The 20,016-nt window shown below is 47.3% G+C and carries 18 protein-coding genes; 3 read left to right on the forward strand and 15 right to left on the reverse strand.

Features of this window, described 5'->3' with window-relative positions:
- Position 1 precedes the first annotated feature (1 nt).
- On the reverse strand, positions 2 to 2,221 hold the full coding sequence (gene pcrA / locus BFW96_RS16625) for a DNA helicase PcrA (protein ID WP_069840059.1): 2,220 nt from the start codon (positions 2,219 to 2,221) through the stop codon (positions 2 to 4).
- A gap of 61 nt (positions 2,222 to 2,282) precedes the next feature.
- Positions 2,283 to 2,969, reverse strand: coding sequence for a heptaprenylglyceryl phosphate synthase (pcrB, locus tag BFW96_RS16630; RefSeq protein ID WP_040083949.1), 687 nt, complete (start codon positions 2,967 to 2,969; stop codon positions 2,283 to 2,285).
- 264 nt (positions 2,970 to 3,233) lie between these two features.
- Between pcrB and BFW96_RS16635 the strand changes: the two genes are divergently transcribed.
- Positions 3,234 to 4,811: an FMN-binding glutamate synthase family protein gene (locus tag BFW96_RS16635; protein WP_040083950.1), complete on the forward strand. Its 1,578-nt coding sequence runs from the start codon at positions 3,234 to 3,236 to the stop codon at positions 4,809 to 4,811.
- Between the two features lie 37 nt (positions 4,812 to 4,848).
- On the opposite strand, the gene BFW96_RS16640 is transcribed toward BFW96_RS16635, so the two are convergent.
- Genes BFW96_RS16640 through BFW96_RS16650 form a run of 3 tightly spaced genes read right to left on the reverse strand, consistent with a single transcriptional unit; the run spans position 4,849 to position 7,930 of the window.
- A complete protein-coding gene (locus tag BFW96_RS16640; protein ID WP_003219429.1) occupies positions 4,849 to 5,163 on the reverse strand; it encodes a YerC/YecD family TrpR-related protein in 315 nt (104 codons plus the stop codon).
- Between the two features lie 2 nt (positions 5,164 to 5,165).
- Positions 5,166 to 6,161: a DUF3048 domain-containing protein gene (locus BFW96_RS16645; RefSeq protein WP_069840060.1), complete on the reverse strand. Its 996-nt coding sequence runs from the start codon at positions 6,159 to 6,161 to the stop codon at positions 5,166 to 5,168.
- A 26-nt stretch (positions 6,162 to 6,187) separates the two neighbouring features.
- Positions 6,188 to 7,930, reverse strand: a complete 1,743-nt coding sequence (locus BFW96_RS16650) for an adenine deaminase (protein ID WP_069840061.1) — start codon at positions 7,928 to 7,930, stop codon at positions 6,188 to 6,190.
- Between the two features lie 129 nt (positions 7,931 to 8,059).
- Between BFW96_RS16650 and BFW96_RS16655 the strand changes: the two genes are divergently transcribed.
- Positions 8,060 to 8,287 (forward strand): YgaP family membrane protein, encoded by a 228-nt coding sequence (locus BFW96_RS16655; protein ID WP_040083954.1) that lies wholly within the window; start codon positions 8,060 to 8,062, stop codon positions 8,285 to 8,287.
- 14 nt (positions 8,288 to 8,301) lie between these two features.
- Here BFW96_RS16655 and BFW96_RS16660 read toward each other — a convergent pair whose 3' ends face one another.
- Positions 8,302 to 9,576, reverse strand: a complete 1,275-nt coding sequence (locus BFW96_RS16660; RefSeq protein WP_069840062.1) for an APC family permease — start codon at positions 9,574 to 9,576, stop codon at positions 8,302 to 8,304.
- 143 nt (positions 9,577 to 9,719) lie between these two features.
- Between BFW96_RS16660 and BFW96_RS16665 the strand changes: the two genes are divergently transcribed.
- Positions 9,720 to 10,142 (forward strand): Lrp/AsnC family transcriptional regulator, encoded by a 423-nt coding sequence (locus tag BFW96_RS16665; RefSeq protein WP_069840063.1) that lies wholly within the window; start codon positions 9,720 to 9,722, stop codon positions 10,140 to 10,142.
- Between the two features lie 37 nt (positions 10,143 to 10,179).
- Here the strand turns inward: BFW96_RS16665 and purD are convergent, their stop codons facing one another.
- From purD to purC, 9 genes are all read right to left on the reverse strand, one after another.
- Positions 10,180 to 11,448, reverse strand: coding sequence for a phosphoribosylamine--glycine ligase (gene purD / locus BFW96_RS16670; RefSeq protein ID WP_069840064.1), 1,269 nt, complete (start codon positions 11,446 to 11,448; stop codon positions 10,180 to 10,182).
- 15 nt (positions 11,449 to 11,463) lie between these two features.
- Entirely contained in the window at positions 11,464 to 13,002 is a 1,539-nt protein-coding gene (gene purH, locus BFW96_RS16675) for a bifunctional phosphoribosylaminoimidazolecarboxamide formyltransferase/IMP cyclohydrolase (protein ID WP_069840065.1), read from the reverse strand.
- Positions 12,999 to 13,586: a phosphoribosylglycinamide formyltransferase gene (gene purN / locus BFW96_RS16680; RefSeq protein ID WP_069840066.1), complete on the reverse strand. Its 588-nt coding sequence runs from the start codon at positions 13,584 to 13,586 to the stop codon at positions 12,999 to 13,001. The genes purH and purN overlap by 4 nt, the downstream gene beginning before the upstream one ends.
- Positions 13,583 to 14,623: a phosphoribosylformylglycinamidine cyclo-ligase gene (gene purM, locus BFW96_RS16685; protein WP_069840067.1), complete on the reverse strand. Its 1,041-nt coding sequence runs from the start codon at positions 14,621 to 14,623 to the stop codon at positions 13,583 to 13,585. The genes purN and purM overlap by 4 nt, the downstream gene beginning before the upstream one ends.
- Before the next feature lie 100 nt (positions 14,624 to 14,723).
- Positions 14,724 to 16,154 (reverse strand): amidophosphoribosyltransferase, encoded by a 1,431-nt coding sequence (purF, locus tag BFW96_RS16690; RefSeq protein WP_003233947.1) that lies wholly within the window; start codon positions 16,152 to 16,154, stop codon positions 14,724 to 14,726.
- The gene (purL, locus tag BFW96_RS16695; RefSeq protein ID WP_069149093.1) at positions 16,130 to 18,358 is read right to left on the reverse strand and encodes a phosphoribosylformylglycinamidine synthase subunit PurL; all 2,229 of its coding nucleotides are present in this window, start codon (positions 18,356 to 18,358) and stop codon (positions 16,130 to 16,132) included. Before purL ends, purF begins: the two co-directional genes overlap by 25 nt.
- Positions 18,342 to 19,025 (reverse strand): phosphoribosylformylglycinamidine synthase subunit PurQ, encoded by a 684-nt coding sequence (gene purQ, locus BFW96_RS16700; protein ID WP_014663062.1) that lies wholly within the window; start codon positions 19,023 to 19,025, stop codon positions 18,342 to 18,344. Before purQ ends, purL begins: the two co-directional genes overlap by 17 nt.
- Positions 19,022 to 19,276, reverse strand: coding sequence for a phosphoribosylformylglycinamidine synthase subunit PurS (gene purS, locus BFW96_RS16705; RefSeq protein WP_003219409.1), 255 nt, complete (start codon positions 19,274 to 19,276; stop codon positions 19,022 to 19,024). Before purS ends, purQ begins: the two co-directional genes overlap by 4 nt.
- Positions 19,269 to 19,994, reverse strand: coding sequence for a phosphoribosylaminoimidazolesuccinocarboxamide synthase (gene purC, locus BFW96_RS16710; RefSeq protein ID WP_014663061.1), 726 nt, complete (start codon positions 19,992 to 19,994; stop codon positions 19,269 to 19,271). The genes purS and purC overlap by 8 nt, the downstream gene beginning before the upstream one ends.
- Between the last annotated feature and the right edge of the window lie 22 nt (positions 19,995 to 20,016).

Raw genomic sequence — 20,016 nt, forward strand, 5'->3', positions numbered from 1 at the left:
ATTACTGCTTTTCAATAGGAGCAAATGCTGCTAACAGGCGTTTCACGCCGACAGGACTCGGGAAGGCAATATCGAGCTCCGTCCCTTCTCCTTCGCCTTTCACACTGACGACAGTTCCTGTTCCCCATTTTTTATGGCCCGCCTTATCTCCGACTGCCCAGTTCAAGGTGTCGCCGCCTGTTTTGCTGGCGTAGGATACCGGACGTGAAACAGGGCCGCGTCTCGGCTGCATTTTTCTCGCAGACGGCGCTCTCGTTTCTTTTTTCTCATTTAGGTTTTCCAATAAATCATCCGGTATTTCAGCAATAAAGCGAGATTCCGGATTCATATTCGTTCGGCCAAACAAGGTGCGCATTTTGGCGTTGGTCAGATAGAGCTCCTGCTCCGCCCTTGTAATCCCAACGTAAGCAAGGCGGCGTTCTTCTTCCATTTCCGCTTCCTCCATTAATGAACGGCTGTGCGGGAAGACGCCTTCTTCAAGCCCCATCAAGAAAACAACCGGGAACTCCAGCCCTTTTGCGGCGTGCAGTGTCATCAAGGTGATTGCATCCTTGCCGCCTGACTCTTCCTCCTTCTGGTCGAGCTGATCGATATCTGCAATCAGCGCCAAGTCTGTCAGGAACGCAACGAGTGTCTTGTCCTCACTTTTCTGTTCAAAGTTTTTCGTAACAGACAGGAACTCGTCGATGTTTTCTAAACGGCTTTGGGCTTCGATCGATTTCTCAGCCTTCAGCATTTCTCTGTATTCGGTCTTATCAAGAATTTCTTCTGTCAGCTCTGTAATGGATAAGTAATCCTGCATATTGGTCAGGTTCTCAATCATCTGTCTGAAGCCGTCAAGCGCGTTGGCTGCTTTGGCACTGACGCCGATAAAATCAACCTGCTGAATCGCTTGGAAAAATGACAAACCGTTTATGGCCGCATACGAAGCGATTTTCTCAAGTGATGTCGCGCCAACTCCGCGCTTTGGCACATTGACAATGCGCGTGAAACTGATATCGTCATCCGGATTGGATACGAGGCGCAGGTACGCAAGAATGTCTTTAATTTCTTTTCTGTCATAGAACTTTGTGCCGCCGACAATGTTATAGTTCAAGCCCGCTTTGAGAAGCGTTTCCTCAATCACACGGGACTGCGCGTTTGTCCGGTATAAAATGGCGATATCCGACAGCTTCCGCTTGCCTGAACTGTGAAGCTGATGAATTTTGCCGGCCACAAACTGTCCTTCACCGAACTCATTATCACCGCGATAATAAGAAATCTTGATGCCTTCATCGTTTTCCGTCCACAAATTTTTCGGTTTGCGGTTAGAGTTATTTTTGATGACCTCGTTAGCCGCGCGCAAAATCCGTTTCGTTGAACGATAGTTTTGTTCTAGCAAAATCACGCTTGCATTCGGATAATCTTTTTCAAATGAAAGAATGTTGGTGATATCCGCGCCGCGCCATCTGTAGATCGACTGATCAGAGTCCCCGACAACGCAAAGGTTCTGGAAACGCTCGGCAAGCTGCTTAACGAGCATGTATTGTGCCCTGTTCGTATCCTGATACTCATCAACGTGGATGTACTGGAATTTGCGCTGATAAAATTCAAGCACTTCAGACACTCTGTCAAACAGTTTAATCGTCGTCATAATTAAATCGTCGAAATCGAGCGACTGGTTTTTCAAAAGCTTCTTCTGATAATCAGCATATACGTCGCTGACCACCTGATCGTAGTAGCCGCCTGCAACCTTAGAGAATTCCTCCGGTTCGGTTAATTCGTTTTTCGCACTGCTGATCGTGCCAAGGATGCTTCTCGGGTCAAACTTCTTCGGATCAAGATTGCGCTCCTTCAAAATCCCCTTGATTACTGAAAGCTGGTCCGCCGTATCAAGGATGGAGAAATTTCGGTTAATCCCAATCCGGTCGATATCTCTGCGCAAGATCCGCACGCACATGCTGTGGAATGTGGAAATCCAGATATCGTCCGCGCCGGGCCCGAGGATGCTTTCCACACGTTCTTTCATTTCGCGTGCCGCTTTATTGGTAAATGTGATCGCCAGAATGTTCCACGGCGCCACATGTTTTTCTGCCATTAAATAAGCAATTCTGTGTGTCAGGACACGCGTCTTTCCGCTTCCCGCTCCCGCCATCAGCAAAAGAGGCCCGTCCGTTGTTTTGACTGCTTCCTGCTGAACGGGATTTAAACCGCTTAGTAATTGATTGCTAATATAATTCAAAATTTGTTCACCCGCCTATACAAAACATATGTTCTATCATAAACCAAATCCGTACAATTTACTACTCGCCTTTCACAGCCGCTACTGTTTTCAAAGCCTTGTCGAAATCTTCATACACCGCATTGCCTACAACGATCACGTCCGCATGCTCTGCATACTGTTTGGCCGTTTCTGCATCCTTGATGCCGCCGCCATAAAACAAGGTGGACGTTTCCAATACAGCCTTCGTTTTCTTGACAGCTTCTATGTCTCCAAGCATGCCGCTGTATTCTAAATAAAAAATCGGCAGCTGCAGCAGCTCTGACACACGCGCATAAGCGACAATATCGTCAGTACTCATTTCGGCATCCGCTTCAGTCAGTGCCGCCGCTTTGCAATCTGGATTTGCGATGCAGTAGCCTTCCGCCACGATTTCTTCCATAGACATCAGTTCTCCATATTCCTTCATGGCTTTCTGGTGCATTCCGACAATCCAATCCGTGTTTTTGCTGTTTAATACACTCGGAATAAAATATAAGTCAAAGCCGGGAACGATCGCTTCAATCGCTGACACCTCAAGGACACACGGCACCAAAAACCGTCTGACCTTAGACATCATCCGCAGGACATTATCTTCTGTCACACCATCGCTTCCTCCGATAATGACCGCATCCGTTCCTGATTCGCAAAGGATCTCCAGCTGTTCGTCAGGCAAATCTTTATTTGGATCGAGTTTAAAGACATGCTTCCACTCTGTTACATCGTACACGTCATACGTTCCTCCATTCGTTTGTTACCATTTAAACATTATAACAAATTCACATAGCGCGGAAAAACGGAAAAAGCCGTTAATCTCGTTATTCACTGAAAAAGGTGTTTTGATTCTTTTTTCATAAAAAAGAGAGCAGGCGGACGTACCTGCGCAGTGAGTCTTATTTCTGCAAAAGCGCACATTTTTCACCAGATTCCCTCTGCTATTGTTTGGAAAGTGTTCAACTGTGGAAATGGTTACATAAAAAAGGGAGGCTGAGAGATGGAAACCATTATTATTGCACTCATCGCATTTATCATTGGGATCATCGCTATCCCGATCGTCTTATTTGCCTGGATCTACATAAAGGATGAAAAACAGCAGGAGCACTCAATTCTTCGCAACTACCCCGTCATCGGAAGGTTTCGGTATATCCTTGAAAAAATCGGGCCGGAGCTCAGACAGTATTTATATAGCAATGACAATGAAGAGCAGCCTTTTTCACGAAAGGAATATGAGCAAACGGTTATCTCTGGCAAATACAAAAGCAGAATGATGGGCTTTGGATCTGTAAGAGATTTTGATAAACCCGGCTATTATATCCGTAACGCTATGTTTCCAAAACAAAGGGAAGAAATGCACGTAAATCAAACGCCAAAAATTGAAACCCAAATCTATAAAATGGATGCAAACAATCTCTTCAAACGCAAGGAACACGCCGAACGCATCAAGGCAGATCCGTATTTTCTTCATCCTGATGATGTGCAGGTGATTGGCGAGCATACATGCGAGAAGCCATTTCACGTGAAGGGATTAGTCGGCCAGTCTGCAATGAGCTACGGCTCCCTCGGAGAACGGGCAATTACGGCGCTCTCAAAAGGGCTCCATCAGGCAGGCGGCACTTGGATGAATACAGGTGAGGGAGGATTGTCTGAGTATCACTTAAAGGGCGGCGCCGATATCATTTGCCAAATCGGACCGGGCCTATTCGGCGTGCGCAAAAGAAATGGAGAATTTTCGTGGGAGGAATTTAAAAGAAAAAGCAGAATTGACCAGATTAAAGCGTTTGAGCTAAAGCTGGCACAAGGAGCAAAAACCCGGGGCGGCCACGTGGACGGCGCCAAAGTATCAGAGGAAGTGGCAGACATTCGGAATGTCGAGCCAGGAAAGTCGATTGACAGCCCGAACCGCTTTTATGAATTCTCAAACCCTCCTGAAATGCTCGACTTTATTGAAAAACTTAGGGATGTCGGGCAAAAGCCAGTCGGCATCAAACTGGTCGCAGGGCATCCTGAAGAATTGCATGAGCTTTTCGCTTATATGCAGAAAAGCGGAAAGCATCCGGATTTTATCACGATCGACGGAAGTGAAGGCGGTACCGGAGCTTCCTTTTACGAGCTCGCGGATACAGTCGGCCTTCCGATTATGACAGCGCTCCCTATTGTTGACACGCTTCTTAGACAGTACGGGTTGCGCAGACAGCTGAAAATCTTTGCTTCCGGAAAGCTCCTGACTCCTGATAAAATCGCGGTCGCCTTAGCTCTCGGCGCTGACTTTGTCAACATCGCACGCGGCATGATGTTTTCGGTTGGCTGCATCCGTGCTCTCGTCTGCCACAACAACACCTGTCCAGCAGGCGTGGCGACAACAGATCCAAAATTGCAAAAAGCATTGAGCATTGAGGAAAAACAGCACCGTGTCTGCAACTATGTTATTTCACTGCGCGAGGGGCTGTTTAACCTTGCAGCCGCAGCAGGAATCAATTCGCCGGTTCACTTTTCCAAGGAGCATGTTGTCTATCGAAAAGAGGATGGCAGCATTGTCGATATCGACAACCTGATCCATCAATTTGTTTCATAAAGAAACCGCCCTTGCCAAACGGCAGGGCGGTTCTTTGTTATTTAGAAGAAGACTCAGTTTCCGTCTCCTTCACACGGTCGAGCGCCATTTCATAAGCGTCATTTCCGTAATTTAAGCAGCGTTTCACACGGGAAATCGTAGCTGTGGAAGCGCCTGTTTCTGTTTCAATCTTATGATACGTGTTTCCTTCGCGAAGCATGCGCGCCACTTCAAGGCGCTGAGCCAGCGATTGAATTTCGTTAATTGTGCATAGATCATCGAAGAACCGGTAACATTCCTCCAGGTCTTTCAGCGATAAGATCGAGTTAAATAACTGGTCCAGCTCTTTGCCGCGTAATTTATCGATTTGCATCGTTACACACCTTCTCCTTTACTAATGGAAGCCGCATCAAGATCAGGTACGATATTGATCCAAGTCTTTCCTGGCACAAACGGAAGCCACTTGCCGTCTTTTATCGGCACAATTCTGCCATTCACTTGTTTCCAGTCTGTTTCAATGACGTTTCCGTGCTGAAACAACAGACCTTTCCCCCCTGATTCCAAGTCGATGTCCCGCCTTCCATCTTGATCAATAATATGATGGCTGGCTTCAACAATGAAAATATTTTGCATTGCAACCGGCTTTCCGGTTTCCCGGTCTGTCGTTATGACACCATCAGAGCTTCTTGTATAAGATTCAGCTTTTTTATCATAGTTGTATTCGACAAGATTTGTAACGTTTTTTGTTCCATAATCTACCCGAACATTGTAAGATTCATTTGCAGGTTTTGCTTCTGATGTTTGAAACAGCAGCGGATTTGTTTCCCGCTTCAGCTTATATCCCTTTTGTTCCGCCGCCTTTTTTATGTAATCATAAGACGTGTAGGAATTATGGGGCGGTTTGCTGAAATCAGCTCTCCAAAATAAGCTTCCGTCAAAATCCAATCCGTTTATATAATCGGCAGCTCCGGATTCTAGCTGCTCTTTGGCGCCGGGACTCCAGCCGTGATGGACAAATATGCTGTCAAAGCCATTGCTGAGAGTGACGAAATATTCCCGCGCGCTCCGCACAGGTCCGACAGTTTCAGGCATCTGGCTTTGGAAAATAGCCAGAAATCGTGTGATCTGCCCTTCTGCAAGCGCTTCTATGACAATGTCGGCTTTAGACAGTCCAGACTGCGGCCTCGCCTTCGGGTGATTGTTCACCACAACAGCAACAGGCCGGCGTTCAGTCACCTTCTGTTCTATCTCCAGTCCCGTCAAAGGAGCTTTCTGCTTCTTTGCGGAATCCGGGACAGCGTCCTTCTGCTGGCAGGATACAAGCAGAAAAAACACGAAACACAGCACGCAAACTGTCATCCATTTTTTCATATGTCGGCTCCCCGCTCTTTTATATTTTAACGCATTATCGATGGAAAGAGTACAGTTTTTTTCATGACGTCGAAGATTCCTCTTGGCGTAATGCGTATATACGGAAGGTGCGTACTTTGCAAAAAGAGCAGCGTATAGACGGGATCACTAAATTTGTAGCCTCTTTCTGTCAAAAGATCTCTCAGCTTCTGTTCCTTCTCAAGCACGACTTCATATGCTTCTGAAGAGGCGCAGCCGCACAGCGCAAGCGGAATTTCATACAGAATGTTCCCGTTTTCCGCCAGAACGATTCCTCCCCCGATCTCTTTCATGCGGGCGAAAGCGAGCAGCATATCCGCTTTATTTTTACCAATCGCGACAGTATCGCCAGTCGTCGTAAAGGAGCTAACAAATCCCTGCACGCTTGAGGCAAAGCCTTTTATCATTGTGTTGACGCGCCATTTTCCATGTTTATCAAGCATTGTCAAATAACTTTCATCATGCTCAAATGAGAGCTGTTCCATCGAATTGTCGATCTCAATCATATACGGCTCCATAATGACCGCATTCCGCATTTTCACGCCCATCGGCATGGAAAACTGCAAATCATCCATCGTCATATCATATGAAAGCTCAAGCGGGACAAGACCGCCTTTGTTCCAGTCCATATTTGTAAACGCCTTCAAATCACAGCCGTCTTCTCGCAGGATGGTCCCTTTTGACAGAACAGTCACGGGATTTGGATTTAGCGGGTCTTCCAGTATGTTCAGCGAAGCCAGTCTGCCAGGTCCGACAACTCCTAAATAATCATCCATTTGGTAATACTTTGCAATATTAAATGATGCCATATTGTAGGCGTCAATGGCAGGTACGCCTTCTTCTAACGCAATGCGGATCAGCTCGTTTGTCATGCCGCCTTTATAGAAATTCGGCGTCGCGCCGTCTGTCGTGTAAAAGAAGTGGTCATAATAGCGGAAGCCCTTCTCATGCAGCTCCTGCAAGATTTTTCTTACATCAGGGCGAATGGAAGAGTTCCGAAGGGAAACATAATAGCCCAGTTCCAGCCTTCTCATCACTTCATCACCTGTCATCGCTTCATGATCGCAATCCGCTCCGAACAGCTTCATTTTTGTAAGCGTTTTATCAGAAGCGCCGGGAAAATGCCCTTCAATGCGTTTTCTTTGTTTCTTTGTAGCTTGCATGCAGTGGAGCATTAAATCATCACCATCTACAAGGCGAGGCCATCCGGTCATTTCTCCGCCTTGAATGACATCCGGATGTTCAATCCACTGTTTTCTGACATCAAACGGAAGAACGTGGTCCTCGTTCAAAACCTCTGTCTGGAGGTCATAGCGTGACCACCAGAAATACTGGACAGGCTGCTTTTTGAGTTCATTCAAAATCGTAAGCGCTTTCTTTTTTCCGCTTTGCAAAAGCAAAAATAAATTATCATTCACAAATGTCGTAGTTCCGTATTGAGACACATATTCCGCCAGTGTTTGGGGATTATATATTTGAAAAGGATGTGCGTGCGGTTCAATATAACCTGGCACAATGTATTTTCCTTCACAATCAATCGTATGAATTTTTTCGGCTCTATTCGGAAGTTCATGACCCACATAAACAATGCGGTCCTGATAAATCCAAATGTTTTTTTTCAGCCATTGTTTTACATATGGATTTAAGACGAGAGCATTCCGTAAAAGGAGCGTTGGAAGCAGCTTTGAGTCTACAACATCAACCTGTGCCCTGATGTCTTTGTTTTTCCAGTTAAAGGTGCGTTCGGACATTCACATACTCTCCTTTATATGTATTAGACTCATGGTATCACATCCTTCCTCATCACGCACGATAAAAACGTTACAAATTTTTGAAGGTTCAATTAAAAAACTTTTTCAAGTAAAAAGGAGCGGATTTCCATGAAGCCAAACATCAGTCTCATCAATGCCGTCTTCAGAATCGCCTGCGGATTGACGATTATGTCAGCCGCGAGCGCAAAGTTTACGAAAAAACCTTGGTGCAGAATGCATCTCTTTTACATCTTTATGGGGGCCATGAAAGCGGGTTCGGGAATCCTGCGATTCTGTCCTGTGACCTACATGTTTCAAAACAGCGATTCTGGAAATAACGGCCAGCAAAACGGATAAATGAAAAAGCTTGATCACGAAACGTGATCGAGCTTTTTTTTATGTCCACCCTTTGTTTTCATATAGAAATATCCTGCAGCTGCCAGCACTGCCGGATAAAGAAGCGCCCAGCCGCTGAATGAGTAAATCACTGCGCACGCCACAAATGCCCCGAGCGCCATCCACCAGCCCGAATCTCTCCAGCTCAGGAGTTTCAGTGCAGCCGCCAATGTACATATGTAAGATGCGATGAAAGCCGCGCTCGGCCCTTTCAACAGAGTCGTCAAATCGATTTGAAACAGGCCATGCGCTGCAAGCACTAAGCCAAACACCGCGGCCATCGCGGTCAAAACACGGATAGGCGTACGTTTTGTCGCACTTAGTTTTCCAAAAAATACGGGTATGTGCCCCTCTCTCGCCAATGCGTACACCATTCTTGAAAAACCAGCAATATTGGCGTGTATGGTGGCGAATGTAATAAAGAGCGCTAAACATACCGTGACATATACACCGCTTTCTCCTGCTCCTTTTGAGATGAGCATGGCAAGCGATGCAATTTCTCCATTCTCTCCATATGAATGAGTCCCCACCGTCACAAATGACAGCATGATATACAGCCCTGCCACACAAGACGCTGCCAAAAACAAGCTGAGCGGGACATCTTTTTCAGGGCGATGAAATTCCTCAGCCAACGGGGTAATCATTTCCCAGCCTACAAAAGAGAAAAAAATCATAACTGAAACAGATCCCGCGGCAGACCAGCCATGCGGAAGAAACGGCTTGAATTCTGCTATCGTGACGTGTGGCAATGACACAGCAATAGAAGTGACAAGCAGAAACACAATGACACATATAACGAGTGTACTGATGTTTGCGGATAGTTGAATCCCTCTCATATGAAGCAAAATAGATATAGCCAGCATACAACCAGCAATCGATGTAACCTGCCAATCCGCCGCCTCTGTGACGTAACTGACGTAATGCGCGCCAGTCAAAGCGATGATGGGAACGCCGATCGGAACGGACCCTAACATGATCCAGCCCAAAATAGCCCCGGCTTTTTTCTGAAAGGCCAGCTGTACATAAGCCGTGATTCCTCCCGCGCTGGGCGTTATTTTCACAAGCCGGGCCAGCGTGCCGACAAGAAAAAAAGATAAGAAGGACATAAACACCCAAACAAATAAAGAAGCGGGGCCGGCTGCGTCAGCTGTTACAGACGGCAGAATTAATATCCCGCAGCCTAAAACGGCCCCAATCGTTAACGCCGTCCCTTGTATCCAAGTAATAGAGCGCTGTAATTCTGGCAACATGATGCCTCCTCTCTGATTGATGGCTTTATTATAGAAAAAATAAGACGGCATCCATATGCTACAATGAAGCTAAATCAACAGCATTACCTTATGATCAAAGGAATTTTCATTCATTCGCCTAAATATGTAAAGGAGCCAGACAAATGGACGATACAGACCTTCAGATTCTCTCGCATTTGCAGCGAAATGGCAGATTAACGATGGTTGAGCTTGGAAAGCTTGTCGGACTCAGCTCACCAAGCGCGGCGGAGCGTGTCAGGAAGCTTGAAGACAAGGGAGTGATTACCGGCTACAGCGCGAATATCTGTTACGAAAAACTAAACAAGCATGTCACCGCTTTTATTCTCATGGAGCCGAAAAGCTGCAAGCACTACGCTGCCTTTGCAACATCGCATCCTGATGTAGCAGAAAACCACCGTATCACGGGTATGTACAGCTATGTGACAAAGGTCGTGACAGAATCGGTACATACGCTTGAAGATTTTATTGACGCCTCGATGGCCCATGGAAAACCAACCACGCTTGTTGTGCTTTCTTCTTCCAGCTGCCATCCCGCTTTTATGTAACAAAAAACCCGCAGATTAATCTGCGGGTTTTCCTCACTTATTTTTGGGCAGCCTTTAAAGCGCGTGCCCCAATATCTTTTCTGAAAAAGAGTCCCGGTTTGAATATTTCATCAACCGCTTTGTACACTCGTTCTCTAGCCGCTTCAAACGTTTCATCAAAAGCCGTCACATTGGCGACGCGGCCCCCGTTTGTAACGAACTCTCCGCCCTCTGCTTTCGTTCCGGCATGGAAGACCACGACCTGCTCAGTTTCCGCAGCAAGGCTGCCGATCGGCGTGCCTTTTGCGTAGCTTTCCGGATACCCTTCTGATGCAAGCACAACACTAACAGCCGCGGTATCCTTCCATCTTAAATCAACTTCCTTATCATCTAAAAGATCAAGAAGCACCTGTACCAGATCAGATTCCATGCGCGGAAGCACGACCTGTGTTTCCGGATCGCCGAAGCGGGCATTAAATTCGATAACCTTGGAGCCGTTTTCAGTGAGCATCAATCCCGCGTACAATACGCCAGTGAAGGAACGGCCTTCTTGTACCATTGCTTTGGCGGCCGGCTTCACGATGGTTTCTACAGCATGGCGGACCGTTTCCTCCGAAATTTGCGGAACTGGAGAGTAAGCCCCCATTCCGCCCGTATTCGGGCCTTTGTCTCCGTCAAACGCACGCTTGTGATCCTGGGCAATCACCATTGGATACACCTTTTCTCCTTTGACAAAGGCCATTAAAGAAAATTCTTCACCAGAAAGGTATTCTTCAATGACAACAGACGCGCTCGCATCACCGAACTTTTCATCCTCAAGAAAATCATGCAGGCATGCAATTGCTTCTTCCTCTGTCATAGCAACAGTAACGCCTTTTCCAGCTGCGAGTCCATCAGCTTTTATGACAATTGGAGCGCCTTTTTCCTGCACATATGCCTTCGCCTCTTCAAAGGAAGTAAACGTGTCGTATTCTGCGGTCGGAATGTCGTATTTCTTCATTAAATCCTTAGCGAACTGTTTGCTTCCTTCGATGATCGCCGCAGCTTTTGACGGGCCGAACACACGCAAGCCCGCTTTTTCGAATTCATCCACCAGACCTTCAATTAAAGGAACCTCAGGGCCGACAATGGTCAGGGCGACCTGATTTTCTTTTGCAAATGAGACAAGCCCTGCGTGGTCGCTTTCCTCAATGTTTACAAGCTGTGCGGAAGCTGCCATGCCGTCATTTCCGGGAGCGGCAAATACATTCTCGACGAGGCTGCTTTGCGCTGCCTTCCATGCCAGCGTATGCTCTCTTCCGCCTTTACCGATAATTAATACATTCACGTCGTTTTCATCCCCTTAATGTTTGAAGTGTCTGATGCCGGTGAATACCATGGCAATGCCGTATTCATCCGCTTTTTTGATGGAATCCTCATCACGGATCGATCCGCCTGGCTGAATGATGGCTGTAACGCCCGCTTTTGCCGCTTCTTCGACAGTATCCGGCATTGGGAAATATGCATCAGAGCCGAGCGCGCTGCCCTTCGCTTTTTCTCCTGCTTGCTCGATTGCGATTTTCGCTGATCCGACGCGGTTCATTTGGCCTGCTCCCACGCCGACTGTCATGTTGTCCTTCGCGAGAACGATCGCATTTGATTTCACATGCTTCACGACTTTCCAAGCAAGCTTCAAGTCTTCCCACTCTTGCTCGTTCGGCTCTCTTTTTGTCGGAATGCTGATCTCCGCATCATCGAAGCCGTGCATATCTAAATCTTGAATCAGCAGCCCGCCTTGAACGGATGTCAGCTGTTTTTCCTTTTGAACAGCAGCAGATACGTCAAGCGTCAGCAGACGAAGATTTTTCTTCGCAGTCAGGACGTCAAGCGCTTCTTGGCTGAATGAAGGCGCAATGATGATTTCTAAGAAAATGTTGTGAAGCGCTTCGGCAGTTGCCTTGTCTACTTCACGGTTCAGCGCGATAATGCCGCCGAAGATAGATGTTTTATCCGCTTCAAACGCTCTGTCAAACGCTTCTGCGATCGTTTTTCCTGTTCCTACGCCGCACGGATTCATATGCTTCACGGCAACCGCAGCCGGCTCAGTGAATTCACGTACGATTTGAACTGCCGCGTCCGCGTCTTTAATATTGTTGTAAGAAAGCTCTTTGCCGTGGAGCTGTTCTGCTTGCGCAATGGAGCCTTTAACAGGAAGTGCTGTTTGATAGAATGTTGCTTCCTGATGCGGGTTTTCTCCGTAGCGAAGCGATTGTTTTTTCTCAAATGTTACAGTGAATTGCTCTGGTTCTTTTTCACCGACAACATTTGTCAGATAGTCAGCGATCAGTGCATCATATGCCGCAGTATGACGGAATACTTTTGCCGCGAGCTCGCGTTTTTTCTGAAGGGATACGCCGCCTTCTTCTTTGATTTGCTTCAGCACTGGGCTGTAATCGGCCGGATCGACGATAACCGTCACATCCTGATGGTTCTTTGATGCCGCACGCAGCATGCCAGGTCCGCCGATGTCAATATTTTCAATCGCTTCTTCATACGTGACGTCTTCTTTAGAAATCGTTTCTTTAAATGGATAGAGGTTGACGACAACGAGGTCAATCGGCTGTATCCCGTGTTCATTGATCTGCGCCATATGCTCTTCATTGCCGCGAACCGCCAGAAGACCGCCGTGAATATTCGGGTGAAGGGTTTTTAACCGACCGTCCATAATTTCAGGAAAGCCTGTCACTTCAGAAATTCCGATCACATCCACGCCGTTTTCTTGAAGAAGCTTTTTCGTTCCGCCTGTGGAGATGACTTCAACGCCAAGCTCTGTCAGTTCTTTTACGAAAGGAACGAGATTTGTTTTATCTGAAACACTGATTAATGCACGTTTAATGGTCATGCCTTTTCACCTCTGTTATTTAATCCTAATAGCTGTTTAATCACACTCGGATACCATTTATGCTCAAGCTTGTGAATTCGCTGTTCGATTGTTTCCAATGTATCATGTTCATCAATTTCGATTGCCTTTTGAGCGATGATCGAACCTGTATCCATTCCTTCATCGACATAATGCACGGTGATTCCGGCCAACTTCACACCCGCTCGGAACGCCTGTCCGACTGCGTCGATTCCAGGAAACGCGGGAAGAAGCGACGGGTGAATGTTAATGATTTTCCCTCCATATGCTTGAAGGAGCGTATCACCGATCAGCCTCATATAACCGGCAAGAACAATCAATTCAACCTCGTGAAGACGAAGCTGTTCAATAATGGCTTGTTCAAATGCAGCCTTGTTTTCATAAGACTTCGGCTCAAATGCAAAGGATGGAATGTGGAATGCTTCCGCCCGTTCGATGACTTTCGCCTGCGGTTTGTCGCAAACGAGGAGCGCTACTGACGCATCCCAGTTCTCCTCCTTCAAACGCGTGACGATGGCTTCGAAGTTTGAACCGTTTCCTGATGCAAATACCGCAATCTTTTTCATGAAAGTGCCGCACCGCCAAATGTGACGCCTTGGCCTTTTTTCACACGCCCGATCAAATAGGCTTTTTCGCCATGGCTTTCAAGCGTTCCGATCACATCTGTCAAATGCTCTTCTTTGACTGCCAAAACAAAGCCGATCCCCATATTAAAGACGTTAAACATGTCTTCTTCCTTCAGCTTGCCGTACTCTTGCAGGAAAGAGAAAATCGGCGGGATCGGCCATGAACCGTGATCGATTTCCGCACTTAAGCCTTCTGGAAGCATGCGCGGGATATTTTCGATAAATCCTCCGCCTGTGACGTGCGCCATGCCGTCAATTTTTCCGCTTTTGACTGCGGCAAGCACAGGCTTCACGTAAATTCTTGTCGGTTCAAGCAACTCCTCGCCAAGCGGGCGTTCAAACGGCTCATATGTTGTATCAAGGTCCAGCTCCGCATCATCCAGAAGCACTTTTCTGACAAGGGAAAATCCGTTGCTGTGAAGGCCGCTGGAGCTGAGGCCGATCAAGAGATGGCCCTCTTGGATGTTATCTCCAGTCACGATTTCGTCCTTTTCTGCCACTCCGACTGAGAAACCGGCAATATCGTATTCATCAGCTGTATAGAGCCCCGGCATTTCAGCCGTCTCGCCGCCGACTAAGGCTGAACCTGACTGCTCACAGCCGTCCGCCACACCTTGTACAATCTGTTCAATTTTCACAGGGTCCGCTTTGCCAACCGCTAAATAATCGAGGAAAAACAGCGGCTCTGCACCTTGTGCCAGCACGTCATTGACGCACATCGCAACAGCGTCCACGCCAATCGTGTCATGCTTATCCATGGAAAAAGCGAGCTTTAATTTTGTGCCGACACCGTCCGTTCCCGAAATGAGAACTGGCTTTTGATAAGAAAGCTCAGACAGGTCAAACATGCCGCCAAAACCGCCAAGGCTGCCCATAACGCCAAGCCGTTTCGTGCGCTCCACGTGTTTTTTCATTCGTTTTACAGCTTCATATCCGGCTTCGATGTCAACTCCTGCGTTTTTATATGCTTCAGACATCCTATTCACTCCTTTAAGGCGCTTTTCAAAATATCTCCCCTAAAGAGGGCAGAAAGAGAAAGGCAGCCGAACTGCGCTGCCTTTATGTCATTTTCAAGTTTTATTTGGTTAATACTGCTTCTTTCACATGAGGAAGCACTGTATCCTGGTAAATTTCAGTCGGATATTTTCCTGTAAAGCAAGCGAGACACTGTCCGCAATTCGAGTCATCGTATTTTCTGCCGATGCCTTTCAGCAGCCCTTCCACACTCAAAAATGAGAGGGTATCAGCTCCGATTTCCTGACGGATTTCTTCAACAGAATGCGAAGACGCGATCAGTTCTTCATGTGTGGAAGTGTCAATGCCATAAAAGCACGGATGGGCGATCGGCGGTGAACTGATTTTCACATGCACCTCTGTCGCACCCGCTTCTCTCAGCATCGTGACAATCCGGCGGCTAGTTGTTCCGCGTACGATCGAATCATCCACCATCACGACGCGTTTGCCTTCTACAACCCCGCGCACCGCAGACAGCTTCATTCTGACGCCTTGCTCACGCAGAGCTTGAGACGGCTGAATAAACGTTCTGCCAACATACCGGTTTTTGATTAAGCCGAGCTCATACGGAATGCCTGTTGCCTCTGCATAGCCGATTGCCGCTGAAATACTGGAATCTGGAACCCCGGTTACGACGTCAGCTTCAACTGCGGATTCCTGAGCCAGCATTTTTCCAAGGTTTTTACGGGCACTGTGCACATTAATACCGTCAATATTGCTGTCTGGTCTGGAGAAATAAATGTACTCCATGCTGCAAATAGAACGGTTGATATTCATGGAAAAACGCTCTGATTTCATGCCTTCATCATTGATGATCAGCATCTCACCCGGTTCTACCTCACGAAGGTACGTTGCGCCGACGACGTCAAATGCGCATGTTTCTGATGCGACCACATAAGCGTCGCCCATCATGCCGATCGACAGCGGTCTAAGCCCGTTCGGGTCAAGCGCGACAATCATTTCGGTTTCTGTCATGATCAGAAACGCGTAGGCGCCTTTCAGCATGGAAAGCGAGTTTTTAATTTGATCCTTCAGTGTGAAGTGGCCGCTTCTTTTGATCAGATGGGCCAAAACCTCTGTATCCGAAGAGGTTTGGAAGATGCTCCCTTGATTTTCGAGCTGCTGCTTCAGCTGAGTGGCGTTGACAAGGTTTCCGTTATGAGCAAGCGCCAGGCTGCCGTTGTTTTGGGAACGGAAGAGGAGCGGCTGAACATTTTCGTATCCGCCGCCTCCAGCCGTTGCGTACCGAACGTGCCCGATAGCGCCTTTTCCCTTTACTTTGCTGAGTTCGCCATTTTGAAATACTTCAGTGATCAGCCCTTGGCCTTTGTGCGCCGTCAGTTTTTCACCATCAGTCGCTACGATGCCCGCACCTTCCTGTCCTCGGTGCTGAAGGCTATGGAGACCGTAATATGTGATCTGCGGGGCTTCTTCATGCCCCCAAATCCCAAATACGCCGCATTCTTCATTTAAGCCTTTGATTTCAGCAAGCATGGGATAGCTCCTTTCCATGCGCGTTCAAGCTCTTTCGTTTGCGCATGAATCATTTGTTGTCCGTCTTGGTTTTGAATCGCCAGAATTCCGTCAGCCGTTACCTCACCAATATGAACCGCATCTTTTACAGCTGCTTCAAACGCTGCTTGGTGTTCTTTTTTCACTGAAACAACGAAGCGGGATTGAGATTCAGAGAATAATAACGCTGCTTCCCCTGCAACAGTTACGTTAGCGCCAAGGTTTTCCGTCGTCATGACACTTTCCGCAATCGCTACGCCTAGGCCGCCTTCAGACACATCATGCGCAGATTGAACGAAGCCTTTTTTAATCGCTTCAAGCAGTGCTCTTTGGCGTGACAGTTCGACATCAAGATTGATTTGCGGCGCTTTGCCGTAAATGCGGCCTTCTGTCATTTTTTGCAGCTCGCTTCCGGCAAACTCTGGTTTTGTTTCGCCGATCACGTACACAAGATCGCCCGCTTGTTTGAAATGCTGTGTTGTAATGTGTGCTGTATCTTCAATTAAGCCGACCATGCCGATAACAGGTGTCGGATAGATCGCCGTGCCGTTTGATTCGTTATAAAGCGATACGTTACCGCCGATAACCGGTGTGCTGAGAACATTGCACGCCTCGCTGATGCCGTCAGCCGCTTTTTCGATCTGCCAGAAGATTTCCGGCTTCTCAGGGTTTCCGAAGTTAAGGTTATCTGTGACTGCAAGCGGTTCTGCACCAGAGCAAATGATATTGCGTGCCGCTTCAGCGACAGCAATTTTCCCGCCGACTTCAGGATCAAGATAGAGATAACGCGCGTTACAGTCTGTCGTCATCGCCAGCGCCTTTTTCGTTCCGCGGATTCTGAGAACACCAGCATCAGACCCGGGAGCGACAACTGTATTCGTGCGCACCATGTAGTCATACTGGTCGTAAACCCACTCTTTGCTCGCAATCGTCGGCTGCTGAAGAAGCGCCTTCAGCGTTTCATTCGCATCTTCAATTTGCGGGGCGGGAACGTCCGTTTCCAAAAACTCGCGATAGTAAGCAGGCTCTTGAGAAGGCTTATGGTAAACCGGTGCTTCTTCTGCCAAGGCATCAACAGGCAGCTCGCACACAACCTCTCCTTTGTGTGTCAGGCGAAGCATTTTATCATCTGTCACACGTCCGACAGAAACCGCTTCAAGATCGTACTTGTCAAAAATATCGATGATTTCCTGCTCACGTCCGCGCTCGATGACCAAAAGCATCCGTTCCTGTGATTCAGAAAGCATCATTTCATACGCGCTCATGCCTGTTTCGCGCTGAGGAATCAGGTCAAGGTTCATTTCAATACCAGAGCCGGCTTTACTTGCCATTTCTGCACTTGAGCTTGTTAAACCGGCAGCTCCCATATCCTGAATGCCGACTAAGGCGTCGCATTGGATGACTTCCAGACATGCTTCAAGCAAAAGCTTCTCCATAAACGGATCGCCGACTTGGACAGCAGAACGCTTTTCTTCAGATGAGTCTGACATCTCTTCAGAAGCAAACGTAGCGCCGTGGATTCCGTCACGCCCGGTTTTCGCTCCTACGTACATTACGGTATTGCCGACACCCTTCGCCTGGCCTTTTTTGATGTCTTCATGATTGATTAAACCGACGCACATAGCGTTGACAAGCGGATTTCCTTCATAGCTGCTGTCAAATTGCACCTCTCCGCCGACTGTCGGGATGCCGATACAGTTGCCGTATCCGGCGATACCCGCTACTACTTCTTCAAACAAGTACTTCACTCGCGGTGAAGTCAGTTCACCAAATCGAAGAGAGTTCAATACAGCGATTGGACGGGCACCCATCGAGAATACGTCACGGATGATTCCGCCTACGCCAGTGGCAGCGCCTTGGTAAGGCTCTAGAGCTGATGGGTGGTTATGTGATTCAATTTTGAAGACAACCGCTTGGTTATCACCGATATCAACGATTCCGGCGCCTTCCCCCGGCCCCTGCAGCACACGCTCGCCGCTTGTCGGGAATTTACGCAAAATCGGCTTTGAGTTTTTGTAGCTGCAATGCTCAGACCACATGACAGAAAAAATTCCGATTTCAGTGTAGTTCGGCAATCTTCCAAGAATGGATTCTATCAATGCAAACTCATCATCACTGACACCCATTTGCTGATATAGTTTCTCTTCTTTTATTTGTTCTTTACTTGGTTCAAGCAGTAGTGACATGAGTTTCCCTCCAATTTTTCACGATAGACTGGAACAATTTAAGACCGTCGGCGCTTCCAAGCAGTTCATCGACCGCGCGTTCAGGGTGAGGCATCATGCCTAATACATTGCCTTTCTCATTCACGACACCGGCAATGTCGCTGACACTTCCATTAATATTAGAGCCGTATGTGAAAGCAATTTGATTGTTTTCCTTTAATGAAGCAAGCGTCTCGTCATCACAGTAGAAATTCCCTTCACCATGGGCAACCGGGATTGTAATCGATTGTCCCTTTTCGTAGGAAGCTGTGAATAATGTTTCGTCGTTCTGCACAATCAATTCAACCGGACGGCAAATGAACTTCAAATCTTTGTTGCGTCTCATTGCGCCTGGCAGAAGCCCAAGCTCCTGTAAAATCTGGAATCCGTTGCAGACGCCAAGAACAGGTTTTCCTTCAGCCGCCGCCTGTTTGACAGCTGGCATAATATTCGCAAATCGGGCGATGGCGCCGCATCTTAAGTAATCGCCGTAAGAAAATCCTCCCGGAATTAACACGCCGTCGAAGCCGTCAAGACTTGTTTCCTCATGCCAGACGTATTCCACTTCATGGCCGAGCTCATCCTTTACAGCATGATACATATCGATATCACAGTTGGAGCCGGGTAACACAATCACCGCAAATTTCACTGTGCGACTACCTCCTCAACTTCATATCTGTAATCTTCAATCACTGTATTTGCAAGAAGTTTTTCGCACATTTCTTTCACTAGCACGTCAAGATCACGGTCAGATTTTTCAATGGTAAGCTCCATGTATTTCCCGATGCGCACATCTTGAACTTCGTTGTAAGTCATACTGTGCAAGGCATGCTGGACAGCGCTCCCTTGTGGATCTAGTACACTTTCTTTTAAGCTGACATAAACTTTTACTTTATACATGATGAATGCCTCCCAGTCTTTTGAAAATCTCTTCGTATGCGTCGGTTAAGCTTCCCAGATTGCGTCTGAATAAATCTTTGTCAAGCTTTTCGTTCGTTTCTTTATCCCACAAGCGGCATGTGTCAGGAGAAATTTCATCCGCCAAAAGCACTTGCCCTTCTGCATCTAAACCGAATTCAAGCTTGAAATCTATTAATCTGACATGACAATCGTCGAAAATGCTTTGAAGCTCTTCATTTACTGTTTTTGTAATGGACTTAATGGTCTCTACCTGCTCAGGAGTCGCCGCCTTCAAAAGCCAAATATGATCTTCGGTGATGAGCGGATCACCCAGCGCGTCATCCTTGTAGTAAAACTCGATAATCGGCTGTTCAAGTTCCGTGCCTTCTGGAATGCCGAGACGTTTGGACATGCTTCCTGCCACAACATTTCTGACGACGACTTCAAGCGGCACGATCGTTACCTTTTGAATGAGCTGCTCCGTTTCCGAAATGCGCTCGATAAAGTGATTGTTAATGCCCTTTGTATGAAGATGTTTGAAAATCAAGCTTGAAATCTCGTTATTTAAGCGTCCTTTTCCGCTGATTTCTGCTTTTTTCTCGCCGTTAAAGGCAGTGGCGGAGTCTTTATACACAACATACAGCGTGTTTTCGTCATCGGTTTTGTAAATCTTTTTTGCTTTTCCTTCATATAAAAGTTCATTCTTCACAATATTCACGGAAGGCCTCCTAACCCGAATG

The organism is Bacillus sp. F56 (genome assembly GCF_001748205.1).
Taxonomy (GTDB): Bacteria; Bacillota; Bacilli; order Bacillales; family Bacillaceae; genus Bacillus; species Bacillus stercoris.